A 12,446-nucleotide genomic window follows, 5' to 3' on the forward strand; every position below is an offset into this window, starting at 1 on the left:
CCATGGCGGTGAAGACCGTTTGCCCCTATTGCGGTGTCGGCTGCGGTATCCTGGCAGAGGCCCGCGACGGTCAGGTCACGGTCAAGGGCGATCCGGACCATCCGGCGAATTTTGGGCGGCTGTGTTCCAAAGGGGCCGCCCTGGGCGAAACCCTGGACCTGGAAGGCCGGCTGCTGACCCCGATGGTCGACGGCAAATCCGCGACCTGGGAGTCGGCGATCGAAAAGACCGCGCGGGCATTTCGCGAGGCCATCGACGCGCACGGTCCCGACAGTGTCGCGATCTATGCGTCCGGCCAGATGCTGACCGAGGATTACTATGTCGCCAACAAGCTGATGAAGGGCTTCATCGGCAGCGCCAATATCGACACGAATTCGCGCCTGTGCATGGCGTCCACCGTCGCCGGGCATATCCGGGCCTTCGGGTCCGATACGGTGCCCGGCGTCTATGAGGATCTGGAACTGGCTGACCTTGTCGTGCTGGTCGGATCCAATCTCGCCTGGTGTCATCCGGTCCTGTATCAGCGCATCGCGGCGGCCAAACAGGCGCGGCCCGGCATGCGGGTGGTCAATATAGACCCGCGCCGGACCGCGACATCCGATCTGGCGGATATCAGCCTGTCCATCGCGCCCGGCGGGGATCTTGCCCTGTTCGCCGGGCTGCTGGACCATCTGGCCCGGACCGGGCGTATCGATGCCGATTACTGCCGCGATCATGTTTCCGGCCTGACGGAGGCTTTGGCGGCGGCATCGGAAATCGACCTGTCCCAAACCGGTTTGACCGCACCGGAATTGCAGGCGTTCTACGACTTGTGGGCGGGGACGCAAAAGGTCGTGACCGTCTTCAGCCAGGGCGTCAATCAGGCCATCGACGGCACCGACAAGGTCAATGCCATCCTGAACGTCCATCTGGCGACCGGGCGGATCGGTCGGCCCGGCATGGGACCGTTTTCCGTCACCGGTCAGCCAAACGCGATGGGTGGCCGAGAGGTCGGAGGGCTTGCGACCATGCTGGCCGCCCATCTGGATATCGCCAATCCGGAACATCGCGCGGCCTTGCGGAATTTCTGGCAATCCCCTGCCATGGCCTCCACGCCGGGGCTGAAGGCGGTAGACCTGTTCCGGGCCTGCCGAGAGGGCAAAATCAAGGCGCTTTGGATCATCTCCACCAACCCGGCGGTGACCCTGCCGGAGGCGGATTCGGTGCGCGACGCGATCCGGGCCTGTCCCTTCGTCGCGGTGTCGGACATTACCGCCGAGACCGATACGGCGCCGCTTGCCGATGTTCTGTTCCCGGCCGCCGGCTGGGGGGAGAAGTCCGGGACCGTCACCAATTCGGAACGCCGCATCAGCCGCCAACGGGCTTTCCTGCCGGTCCCCGGTGCCGCGCGGCCGGACTGGCGGATCTTATGCGATGTCGCGGCCGCCATGGGCTGGGGGGAGGCCTTTGCCTATGACCGGCCGGCGGATATCTTTCGCGAATATGCCGCCCTGACCGGCCTGTCCGCCCGGTTCGGACGCGACCTCGACCTGACCGGGCTGGTCGAGGCGGATTATGACGCCATCGAGCCCGTGCAATGGCCCCGGCGCGAGGGCGGCGACGGTGGCGGCGGGGGGCGGTTCTTCGCCGAAGGCGGGTTCTTCACGCCCGACCGGCGGGCGCGGATGATCCCCAGTGTCGCGACCCCCTTCGCACGCGCCACAAGTACGGCGTTTCCGCTGCGCCTCAACACCGGCCGCGTCCGGGATCAGTGGCATACCATGACGCGCAGCGCGAAATCGCCGCGGCTGAACCGGCACACCGCCGAACCCTATGTCGAAATTCATCCCGACGACGCGGCGGAGAAGGCCATTGCGCCGGCCGATCTGGTGCAGATCGACAATCCGTATGGCCGGGTCGTGGCGCGGGCACTGATTACGGAAAACACCCCGCGCGGCAGCATTTTCCTGCCGATGCACTGGAACGGCCATTGGGCCAGCGCGGGACGGACGGACGCGTTGGTGCCCGGCGATACGGATCCGCATTCGGGGCAACCCGCCCTGAAAGCATCGGTCGCCCGGATCGAAAAGCTGGCGGTCGCCTGGTACGGTTTCGCGGTCTGCCACAGCCGCTTCGACCCGGCCGCCGCCTATTGGGCCCGGGCGCGGTCCGGCGGCGGCTGGCAGGCGGAACTGGCGGGCACCGAAACGCCGGATGACTGGATCGGTTATGCCCGGGCGCTTTTCGGTCTGCACAGGGATGTTTCGGTGCTGAGCGCCATGGACGCGACGCGCGGCACGGCCCGTGTCGCCTTCCATACCGAGGGGCAGGTCCAGGCAGCCTTGTTTGCGGCGCCGGAACCGGTCGCGGTGTCGCGCAGTTTCGTGGCGGATGCCTTGAAGGGCCCGGCCCGGCCCGCCGATATACTGGCCGGGCGCCCCGGTGCCGGACGGCCGGATTCCGGCCCGATTGTCTGCAGCTGCTTCGATGTCGGGGTAAACACCATCCTGGCCGCCATCGCCGATCGCGGGCTGGTCGATATCGACGCCATCGGCGCGGCATTGGGGGCGGGCACGAATTGCGGGTCCTGCCGTCCCGAACTCTCGGGGCTTCTGATGCGCTGCAGCCCCAGCCGGGTGGCGGCGGAATGAGCCGGCTAGCCGACTTCGTCCGCATCCTGGGACGCGGTCCGTCGCGGGCGCGCAGCCTGACCCGGGACGAGGCGCGGGAGGCCATGACGCTGATCTTGTCCGGCGAGGCGGAACGCGAGGCGGTGGGCGCGCTTCTGATGTTGATGCGGTATCGCGGCGAAACGGCGGCGGAGATCGCCGGTTTCGTCGACGCGGCCCGCGCGGGCCTTGGCGATTGGGCTCAGGTTTCCGCCGATCTGGACTGGCCCAGCTATGCCGCCGGGCGGTCGCGCGGCCTGCCCTGGTTCCTGCTGTCGGCGAAACTGGTGGCCGGGGCCGGCTATCGAACCGTGCTGCATGGCTGGAATTCGCATCAAGGGACCGGCGCCGATGTGCGGGCGGCGCTGGCCGGGCTGGATATCCCCGTCGCGGACACGCCGGCAGTCCTGGCGGACGCTCTGGACGGCAGCCGGATCGCCTATCTGCCGTTGGAAGGATTGTCACCGGATCTGTTCGACCTGCTGCGCCTGCGGGACAGTCTGGGCTTGCGGTCGGCGGTCAATACGGTGCTGCGCGTTCTGAACCCGTGCCGGGCGCCGGCGGGCGTCCAGGGGGTCTTTCATCCGCCCTACCGGGATCTGCAACAGGAAGCGGCGCTGCTTCTCGGCCAGCCGCGGGTGATGATCCTGAAAGGCGGCGGCGGAGAGTTCGAACGCCACCCGTCGAAATCGGTCGACCTCTACGGCGTGCTGGACGGTGTCGCGGTGTCCGAAACCGCGATGCCCCTGACGGCGGACAAGCGCCGGCTGGCGGATACGGCACCCGACGCCCGCGATCTGCCCGCATTGTGGCGCGGCGATTTGGACGATCCTTTTGCGGAGGCGGTGGTAACCGGCACCGCGGCGGCGGCCCTCCTCGCCGCCGGTCATGCCGGCGATATGGCCTTGGCGCAGCGTGAAGCGGTCCGGCTTTGGCGGAACCGCGCCGATCCGGAAAGGAAATGTGCATGAAGACATTTCCGATGTTCATCAAGACAACCGGGCAACGCGTGGCGATCGTCGGCAACAGCGAAGCGGCGGCGGCAAAACTGCGGCTGCTTCTGAAGACCGATGCGGCGATCGTTTTTTTCGCACCGGATCTCGACCCTGATCTCGCGCGGCTGGTTTCGGCAAACCGGGTCGCGCATCTGACCCGATGGCCGGACGCCGCCGATCTGTCGGGATTCCGAATGGCCTTTGTCGCGACGCGGTGCGCCGGGGCGAACCGGACCTTCGCGCGACTGGCGGCGGAGATGGGGGCGCTGGTCAATGTGGTCGATGATCCGGATGCGTCCATGGCCTATACGCCGTCCATCGTCGACCGCGATCCGGTGGTAATCGCGATCGGGACGGAAGGCACTGCGCCGCTTCTGGGGCGCCGGATCAAATCGCGGATCGAAACCCTGCTGGATACCCGGATCGGGCGGCTTGCCGCGCTGGCGGGCCGAATGCGCGGTCGGGTCGCCGCGCAGGTGGCGCGCCGGGACCGTCGCGCTTTCTGGGCCTGGGTTTTCGATGGCGCGCCCGGGGATGCCCTGGCGCAGGGAGATGAGGCCGGCGCCCGCCGGATGATCGAGTCTGCCCTGGCGGCGAACGGAGGGTCGGGCGGGGAAGCCCTGGCGGAAACAATCGGGACCCGTGGCGGTCGGGTGACCGTGATCGCCGCCCCGCCCTCGGGGCAAGGCGACCTGATCCCGGTTCGTGCCGTGCGGAAACTGCAGGAAGCGGATGAGATCTGGCACGGCCCGGCAACCGATCCCATGGTCCTCGACTATGCCCGTCGCGATGCGCATTGGAGTGAGATCCGGAATGGCGACCTTCGCCGGAATGCGCGGTTGGACGCGGCCGCGACCGCCGTCCGCGCGGGGCGGAACATCGTGATCCTGCTGGACCGGGACGGTTTGGCCAATCACCGGGACGGGCTTCTGCGACTCCGCCTTGCCATTGGTTGGTCGGCGTTCGAATTCTTGGCAGCCGCCGGTCGGGAACGGCTCGACACTGTCGGCCCCGGCGATGCGCCGCCTCCCTCCATTGTCCGCGTCGCCTGACGGGCTGTGTGCAATGTGAAAATATCGTCTCGTGGATGATCTTTGGGCGAAGTATGGTGACTGCCACTTAACGGGGTTGCAGTTGCAAGGCAGAGGTCATGGCGGGAAAGCGTGTTCTAATCTCCGGTGCCCGGATTTATACGGCGGATCCGGCGGCCCTATGGGCAGAAGCGGTCGTTCTTCAGGGCGACCGCATCCTCTATGTCGGCGACCGGGAAAGCGCTGTTCGCGCGGCGGGCGACGATGCGGAGCGGATCGATGCGAAGGGCGGTCTGGTCGTGCCGGGATTTGTCGATGGCCATGTTCATCTTTCGATGACGGGTGCGGCGATGCGCCGGGCGCAATTGCGCGGCGCGGGCAGTATCGACGAGATCCGCCGCCGGGTGCGGCAATGGGCCGATGAGCATCCCGACGCGCCGCGCGTGCTCGGCACGGCCTGGGTCCATGGCGATGTCCCGAACGGACAGCCGGACAAGAGCATGCTGGACGACATCGTGCCGGACCGCCCGGTCTATCTGGATGCGTTCGATTTCCATTCGACCTGGGTCAACTCGGCGGCGCTTGAGGAACTCGGAATCACCGATGACACCCCCGATCCCGTCGGCGGCGAAATCGTCCGCGATCCGAAAACCGGCGTGGCGACCGGCTGGCTGCAGGAAACGGCGACCACGAATCTGGTCTGGCCGCTGCTGAACACGGTGTCGGATGATGAGCTGGACCTGCAGGTGACGGCGGCGCTGGTTGCCTTTGCCCGGGCGGGGATCACCGCCATCGTCGAAATGGCGTTGGAGGAGCAGGCGCTGGAATCCGTCGCGCGGATGCAGGCCTCGGGCCGGCTGTCGGCACGCGTCGTCGGCCATATCATCATGTGGCGGACCGGCGATCTGGAGGAGGAACTGGCGCAGGTCGCCCGTGCGGCGGAACTGGCCGCGCAGTATCAGGGCGACATGCTGCGCGTCACCGGTATCAAGTTCATCGGCGACGGGACCATAGACGGCTGTACCGCGGCGCTGAGCCAGCCTTATACCGACGGCACCAACTGCGACCCGATCTGGCCGGCCGAGGCGCTGACCCCCATGGTCGCGGCGGCGGACAAGGCCGGGCTGCAGGTGGCCATCCACGCCATCGGCGACGCGACCATCGACAATGCGATCGATGCGATCGAGAACGCGGCCCGGGTCAACGGAACGGCCGGCCGGCGTCACCGAATCGAGCATCTGGAATATGCACGGCAGGATCAGATCGACCGGATCGGCGCGCTGGGGATCACGGCGTCGATGCAGCCGGTGCATGTCGACCCGGCCTTTCTGAAGAACTGGCTGGAGAAGCTGGGGCCCGAACGGGGCGCCAACGGCTTCGCCTGGCCGCTATACATCAAGGCCGGTGCGCCGCTGGCCTTCGGGTCGGACACGCCGACCGCCCCTTACGAGGCCTTGCCGAACATGTATATCGCGTCGACCCGGCGCTCGCCGAGTGACGCGTCGGTCGAACCCCACCGTCCGGACTGGGCGCTGCCGATGGAGGACGCGATCCGGCACGGCACCCGCGAACCTGCCTGGGCCGCCCATCTGGAGCATATCACCGGCACGCTGAAAGCGGGGATGGCCGCCGATATCGTCATCTTGGACCGCGATTTCTTCGCCGAAGGCCCCGCCGCCCTGCTGCAGACCGACGTCCGTCTGACGATGATCGACGGCAGGATCGTCTATTCCGCCTGAACGGCGGGCCGGGCGCCTACCGACGCGCGGCCCGCCGCCGGTTCAAGTCAAGGTCAGCTGCCGCTGGTCAGGCTCTGCACAGCGCTCTGGATCGCGGTCAGACCATTGGCCGTGATCCCGCCGCCCTGGCGCGCTTCCATCGCATCGCGCAGGGTCCGGTTGAGGGTCGCATTCGCGATCTTTGTATTCTCCTTGGTTATGCGCAGCAGCATCCAGGTCGCATTGGAGACATAGCTGTTCCCGTCGCACGCATCGCCGGCCGGTACGATGAGCCCGAGCTTCGGGCAGACCTTGATGTCCTTGAAGTGGTCCTTGTCATCCCGCTTTTCACGACGCACCAGGACCAGGTATCCCTCCCGTAACGGGAACCGCATGATCGGCAGTTCGTCCTGGGACAAATTCCCCGCGGTCGCTTGGGTTTCCGGCCTGGTGTTGTTCGTGGTGTTTTCTGTTGGTACCGCCTCCGTGGCATTACTGTCGGTACCGGGGTCGGGCAGATCGGTCTGCTCCACCGTTCCGGTCGGCGCGGCCGTCGATTGGGTTGAGGAAACCGTCGGTGAATAAGGCACATCGAAGCCGACATCGAACCGCATTTCGCGATCATCCTTGTTGGATTTGATCAACGCATCGCCGATCGATGCCAAGACCTCGATGACTTTGCCTTCGATCGGCGTGGAGAAGCTCGCCCCGGCATCCGCCACTGCTTGCAGGAAGGTCGATTGCTCCTCCGCTTCCTCCTGATCGAGTTCGAGGATGGTCATCCTGAGCCGCGACGTGGCATACTTGTACGGCACAGGGCCATAGATCGGCAGGTTGACGAAGTTCAGCAATTGCCCTGTCTCCCGAACATCGTCGCTCAGAAAGACCAAGCGTTCTTCCGGGACCCCGCCGGTACCGTTTTCGTCTCGAAAGCCGAAACCCGCCAGGATCGCGATCTCGCCGCGGGTATTGGTGCCGGCCGACTGCTGGTCATCGCAGGCAATTGCCCCCGAATTGGTCGGCGACAGGAACTCGAGCGTCTGCGCCTCGCGAAAATCGCAGATATAGGTTGAGATAAGCGTGATCATGAAATCGTCTTTTTCCCTGATCACGGCACCGCTGGTGCTCCGGAAGACTTCCGGCGTTACCGTTCCGGCCCCGTCGATCCCGGTAGCCATCTGCGGGACGCCGATCCGCACCTGCCCTTCATTCAGTTCGGACGCGCAGGCGCCCAGCATAACAAGGCTTGTTGCCGCAAATATCTTCGATAGTTTCATTTTTCTGCCCCCAATTTATCTGAAGTGAACCTCCCTCAACGATCAGGAACGGCCCGCGGATACGCGTGACCTACCAAGCGTCCCAAATCGCCCCCACGACGGAACTAAAACTGATGATAGCAAAAATAGGATAATTAATCTCTTAAAATGGTGGTTCCGGCGGTGCAGCGGTATCATCACCGCCGGACGCGAATGCAATCATGGATAAACGTCTTGAAAATTTCCGGCCCCAGAGACGGCCGGAACGCGGTCCTATCGACACGCGACGGCGTCCCCTCCTTTTCTCAAGGAAGGTCGATCCCGTCACGTCGCCTTACGGCTTCCAATTGAGGTAGGACTGCCCGACTATTTCAGCATCGTGTTCGTCAGCGCCGCATTGCCGCGCCGACGTAACAGGTCGGCGGTGTCGGAATTGGTGATCAGTTCGACCAGGCGCACCGTGGTCGCCAGATGGGCGGCGGCTTCCGGTTTGTGGTCGGGATCGACCTTGGGCAGTTTCTCGATGATCTTGGCGGCGTATTTCTCAAGGTCCTTGCGCAACTGGCCGACCTTGCTCTGACAGGCCGATTGCAGGCCGATCTGTTCGGCGATGCGCGACGCCTCACCCAGGGCACGGGCGCGGCGCTCGGCGACCTCGAACTTCTTCTCGTCCGGGAAGGTGGTAAAATTCGGGGACCCATTGCCCTTGTTCGGCAGCATGTCCAGGATCACGTCCTGGGCTGTGGCCAGAACCAGGTTTTCGACCGCCGCGCTGACCTTGCCCCGGCAGCCATACATGCGCTGTCCCCATTCGCCGTCGCGCCGGATGCCGATATCGCTGGTGATGCCCTTGAAGGCGGCGGCGAAGCGTTTGGCCTTGGCGATCACGTCGGTTTCGGTGGCGTTGGCGGCGTCGGCGGCCTCGGCCACCGCGTCGGCGTCCTTTTCCAGCGCGGTGATGACGATGTTGCCCGCGACGCCCAGGTCTGTATTGGCCGTCAGCGTATCGTCCAGCTTGCGCGACAGGGCACGGAAGACCTTCAGCACCGGGAAGGGCTGCAGCAGCCGTCCGATCAGCGCCAGCAGCAGATAGACCTCATGATCCGGCGCCTCCGACACGACCCGGTCGTAATGCCGTTTGACGATGGTCACCTGTTCCGGCGTGAAGTTCAGGATCGGCTTGCGCGGCAATTGATCCTTCAGCGATTCGACGATGTCGGCGATCTCCAGCACCGACGCCATCTCGCGGATATCCTCCAGCCGCCGGGTCCCGCCGATCTTCTTGGCCGCCGCGCGGATCTCACCGGGATCGGTGCCCAGGCCGGCGTCCCAATCTTTCAGCGCCTTGGCGGCCATGGTCCAAAGCTGCGACGCGGCCGCCTGCTTCGAATCCTCGTCGCCCTTTTTCTGGGCGGACACGAACGTATCGGCGACCGGTTCCCATTCCTTGCCGATCAGGTCCAGCAGCAGTTTCCACATCGGCCCGATGGACGCGCGGGCGATCTTGCCGGTCACCTTCGGATCGGGATCGCGGAAATCCAGCATGTCTTCGAAGGGCAGGCACAGGACCCGCTGCGGCGTGAAGATGCGCGGTGCCCGGATTTCCGCCAGACGCGGACGCAGCAGCGCCATGATCGCGTCATGGGGAATGCCGAAACGGTTCTCGCCCCGGTCCAGCTCGATCTTGGCCGCCAGCGTCTTCAGCTCCTTGTCGGGAAGCTGATACAGGAAAGCTTGCAACTGTTCCGCAGCGTTGCTCATTAAGGCTCCTTACGGAACTGCGAAAGCTTGTCCTTGGTATCCTGATCGAGGTCCGAATCGATCCGGTGCTGGCTGGTCCGGCCCCAGCGCGTCTGGCTCTGGCGCAAGGTCTCCCACATTTCAACCTGACCGCCGACCGCCTCTTCGGGCATGATCGGCAGATGCTGGGCGAAGATCTCCAGTGTATCGCGCTGCAGGAACCGGTCGCCGGCCCGCGCCGCGTTCCACATGTCGATCACCCGCTGCCAGCCGTCGATCATCAGCGCCATGCGTTCGACGTGATGCTTCAGCTTCTTTTCGGTGTTCTCGAAATCGCGCAGCGGCTCCGCCATGTTGTTGGCCATCTGGTCCAGCGCCTTCAGATGCGCGCGCGCCAATTCCGCCGCGCCGCGGGCGGCGGTCACGGTACGCTGCGCCATTTCCGCGGTTTCCGGCGGCTCCTGGATCAGCCATTTGCCCAATTCGGCCGCCAGCCCTTCCAGAGCAACCAGCAGGGTCATCAGGTAGCCTGCGACATTGCCGTCCGGCGATCCGACAGGCGCAATCCGGTTCGCCCAGCTTTCCAGCCGGGCATAGATCTTGTCACCCCGTTCGCCGATCGACTGCGCGTAACCGCCCAACGCGTCGCGCGCCAGCTTCATGCCTTCCGGTGTTGCGATCGTCCGTTCGGTCAGATCCTTCGCGCCCGGATGGTTCGGCGCCAGCTGCCCGATCGCCATGCGCAGCAGGCTTAGCAGGATCATCGCCGGCTGTTCCTCGTCCGCCAGCCGCTCCTGCTTGGCGCGCTTGGCCAAGGCCGGGCCACCCAGGCCGGTCATCGCGACACGGTTCGCCGTCTGGCGAATTCGGGACGGGGAAATCTCGCGCAGATGCGCCAGTTCCTCGTGCAGGGCCCGGTCGTGCACGGTCAGGTTGATGACCTCCGGCAGCACCTTATAGGGAATGACATAGGTTTCCGCCCCGCCCGCCAGGCCGGGGATCAAGATTTCCAGCGACCCGCCGGTCGGCCGTCGCAGCCGCGCATAGCTCAGGACCGACGTCGTGAACGGCAGGTAAGTGCCGCGCTTCAAGAAAGTCGCGGGCAGCAGGGGTGTTTCACCCCGGCGTTTTGTTTTTGGCGCAGTTTCGCCGTTGGCCGGCCTGCCCATCGACCCATTCCTCCGTCCCTGGGTGCGGTCCCAGGGTAATATCTACCTTGCGGCAATCGACCTAAACCGTCGTGCCGCTGTGGCGCAAGCCTCGTGTTTACCATAATTCGCGATTGGTGCAGAATATCTTAACGCCCCTGTCCGGCGGCGACCTCGGCGCCGCGCCCAATGCGGGATTCCCAGCCGTGCCCCAGCCAGAGAACAGCCCAGGACCCCCCGCCGATTCCGCCCGGCATGATTCTGCGGGAGGCAGGACCCGACGACACTATCGGCTTGCTGCGCCTGGGGCGGGAACTGCTGTCCGAAACCGATCATTTCGTCCGCCGGCCGGAAGAACGGGCGGCCGATCTGTCCGACATGCGCCGGATCGTCGACTATTACGCCGTGACGCCGGGCTGGACGATGATCAATGTCTGGGACGGGACGGAGGCGGTGGCCGAAGGGGTTCTGTCCGTCGGCGGGTTGGCGCGGACAGCCCATGTCGGCACGCTGGGGATCGGCATTCTGCGGCGTCATTGGGGCCGCGGCCTGGGCCGCCGGATGATGGCGGATCTGGAGCGGCGCGCCGCCGAATATGGCGTGGAGCGCCTGGAATTCACCGTTCTGGCCCATAACCGCCGCGCGCGGGACTTTCTACCGGCGACTCGGTTATTCTGAGGACGGACGACGCGTCCGGTCGGTGCGATATGCCCCGGATTCGCCGTCCGAACCGGTCCGGTATGGCGACGAGATCGCCCTGTCGAAATGGATCGGGCCCGCCGATTGCATAACGATCGGCGATTGATCGGTCTGGGTTGGAGTGCATCCATGGTCTGGAATCTGTTCGGCGGAAAGAAGAAGGCGGAGGCCAAGGCGAAACTGCGCGCCAAGAACGCGATGCCGCCGGTCATGGCGCCGAACGAGACCGCGACCCCGCCGGACCGGCTGCGCGCGGCGCAGGCCGATCAGGTCGACGCCCTGACGGTCATGGCGGCGATCGAAAGCGCGAAGCGGGAACTGGCGGAGCGCGAGACCACCTTGCGCCGCCAGGCCCATGCCCGGGCGAATGCGGGCCTGGCCGATCCGGCCGAGGACCCGGCCCAGGCGGCCGCCCGTAAGAAACAGTTGATCCAGGCCGCCATGGCCGTGCACCGTCTCAAGCAATCCTCATTCGACGGGCTGGATACCCAGTCGCGCGACAGGCTGCGGAAAATGGCGGAAAGCGCGCTGGGCGTCGGGCAGGGTCCGAAAAAGAGATCGTGACGGCGGGGCGGGTATGACGGATCCGGTTCAGACGCTTGCGGCGCGGCTGCGCGCCGGTGACCGGCGCGCCTTGGCGAAGGCGGTGACGCTGGTCGAATCCGCGCGCGGCGATCACCGCGAAATGGCCGAGGCGCTGATCGTCGAGATCATGCCCGATACCGGAACCGCGATGCGCGTCGGGATTTCCGGCGTGCCGGGGGTCGGCAAATCGACCTTCATCGAAGCTTTCGGAACCCATGTTACCGCCTTGGGCCACCGGATTGCCGTTCTGGCTGTCGACCCCAGTTCGAAACGCGGCGGGGGATCGATCCTGGGCGATAAGACACGCATGGAGTTGCTGTCACGCAATCCGGACGCCTTCATCCGGCCGTCCCCGGCGGGGGAAACCTTGGGCGGCGTCGCGCGGCGCAGTCGGGAAAGCATCCTTCTGTGCGAGGCGGCCGGTTTCGACGTGATCCTGGTCGAAACCGTCGGGGTCGGCCAGAGCGAGACCGCCGTTGCCGAAATGACGGATCTGTTCCTGCTGCTGCTGCTGCCTGCCGGCGGGGACGAGCTGCAGGGATTGAAAAAGGGGATTGTCGAGCTGGCCGACATGATCCTGGTGAACAAGGCCGACGGCGCGCTGGCCGATCAGGCGCGGCGCACCG

At 65.6% G+C, this 12,446-nt stretch carries 10 protein-coding genes; 7 read left to right on the plus strand and 3 right to left on the minus strand.

The features are described from left to right. Window positions 1-2 precede the first annotated feature (2 nt). The 4 genes from ACO06O_RS21065 (at window position 3) to ACO06O_RS21080 (ending at window position 6,413) form a co-directional block, all read left to right on the plus strand. Window positions 3-2,630, plus strand: a complete 2,628-nt coding sequence (locus ACO06O_RS21065) for a molybdopterin-dependent oxidoreductase (RefSeq protein WP_421884516.1) — start codon at window positions 3-5, stop codon at window positions 2,628-2,630. Continuing rightward, the gene (locus ACO06O_RS21070; protein ID WP_421884519.1) at window positions 2,627-3,619 is read left to right on the plus strand and encodes a glycosyl transferase family protein; all 993 of its coding nucleotides are present in this window, start codon (window positions 2,627-2,629) and stop codon (window positions 3,617-3,619) included. The genes ACO06O_RS21065 and ACO06O_RS21070 overlap by 4 nt, the downstream gene beginning before the upstream one ends. Further along, entirely contained in the window at window positions 3,616-4,695 is a 1,080-nt protein-coding gene (locus ACO06O_RS21075) for a siroheme synthase (RefSeq protein WP_421884523.1), read from the plus strand. The genes ACO06O_RS21070 and ACO06O_RS21075 overlap by 4 nt, the downstream gene beginning before the upstream one ends. Window positions 4,696-4,793: 98 nt before the next feature. Next, complete coding sequence (locus ACO06O_RS21080) at window positions 4,794-6,413, plus strand: amidohydrolase (protein ID WP_421884526.1); 1,620 nt, start codon at window positions 4,794-4,796, stop codon at window positions 6,411-6,413. Window positions 6,414-6,466: 53 nt separating this feature from the next. Here the strand turns inward: ACO06O_RS21080 and ACO06O_RS21085 are convergent, their stop codons facing one another. From ACO06O_RS21085 to ACO06O_RS21095, 3 genes are all read right to left on the minus strand, one after another. Then, complete coding sequence (locus ACO06O_RS21085) at window positions 6,467-7,669, minus strand: hypothetical protein (protein WP_421884529.1); 1,203 nt, start codon at window positions 7,667-7,669, stop codon at window positions 6,467-6,469. Between the two features lie 345 nt (window positions 7,670-8,014). After that, window positions 8,015-9,409 carry a hypothetical protein gene (locus ACO06O_RS21090; protein WP_421884532.1) on the minus strand — a complete coding sequence of 465 codons (1,395 nt, stop codon included), beginning with the start codon at window positions 9,407-9,409 and terminating at the stop codon, window positions 8,015-8,017. Beyond that, the gene (locus ACO06O_RS21095) at window positions 9,409-10,557 is read right to left on the minus strand and encodes a hypothetical protein (protein ID WP_421884534.1); all 1,149 of its coding nucleotides are present in this window, start codon (window positions 10,555-10,557) and stop codon (window positions 9,409-9,411) included. Before ACO06O_RS21095 ends, ACO06O_RS21090 begins: the two co-directional genes overlap by 1 nt. A 234-nt stretch (window positions 10,558-10,791) precedes the next feature. Between ACO06O_RS21095 and ACO06O_RS21100 the strand changes: the two genes are divergently transcribed. The 3 genes from ACO06O_RS21100 to meaB all read left to right on the plus strand — a co-directional run. Further along, window positions 10,792-11,214 (plus strand): GNAT family N-acetyltransferase, encoded by a 423-nt coding sequence (locus ACO06O_RS21100; protein WP_421884537.1) that lies wholly within the window; start codon window positions 10,792-10,794, stop codon window positions 11,212-11,214. A gap of 150 nt (window positions 11,215-11,364) precedes the next feature. Beyond that, entirely contained in the window at window positions 11,365-11,799 is a 435-nt protein-coding gene (locus ACO06O_RS21105; protein ID WP_421884540.1) for a hypothetical protein, read from the plus strand. A 13-nt stretch (window positions 11,800-11,812) separates the two neighbouring features. Next, window positions 11,813-12,446 (plus strand): methylmalonyl Co-A mutase-associated GTPase MeaB (meaB, locus tag ACO06O_RS21110; protein ID WP_421884544.1); only part of this gene is annotated, 634 nt, incomplete at its 3' end.

Origin of the sequence: Pacificispira sp. (assembly GCF_965228185.1) — a bacterium.
Classification (GTDB): Bacteria; Pseudomonadota; Alphaproteobacteria; order UBA8366; family Aestuariispiraceae; genus Pacificispira.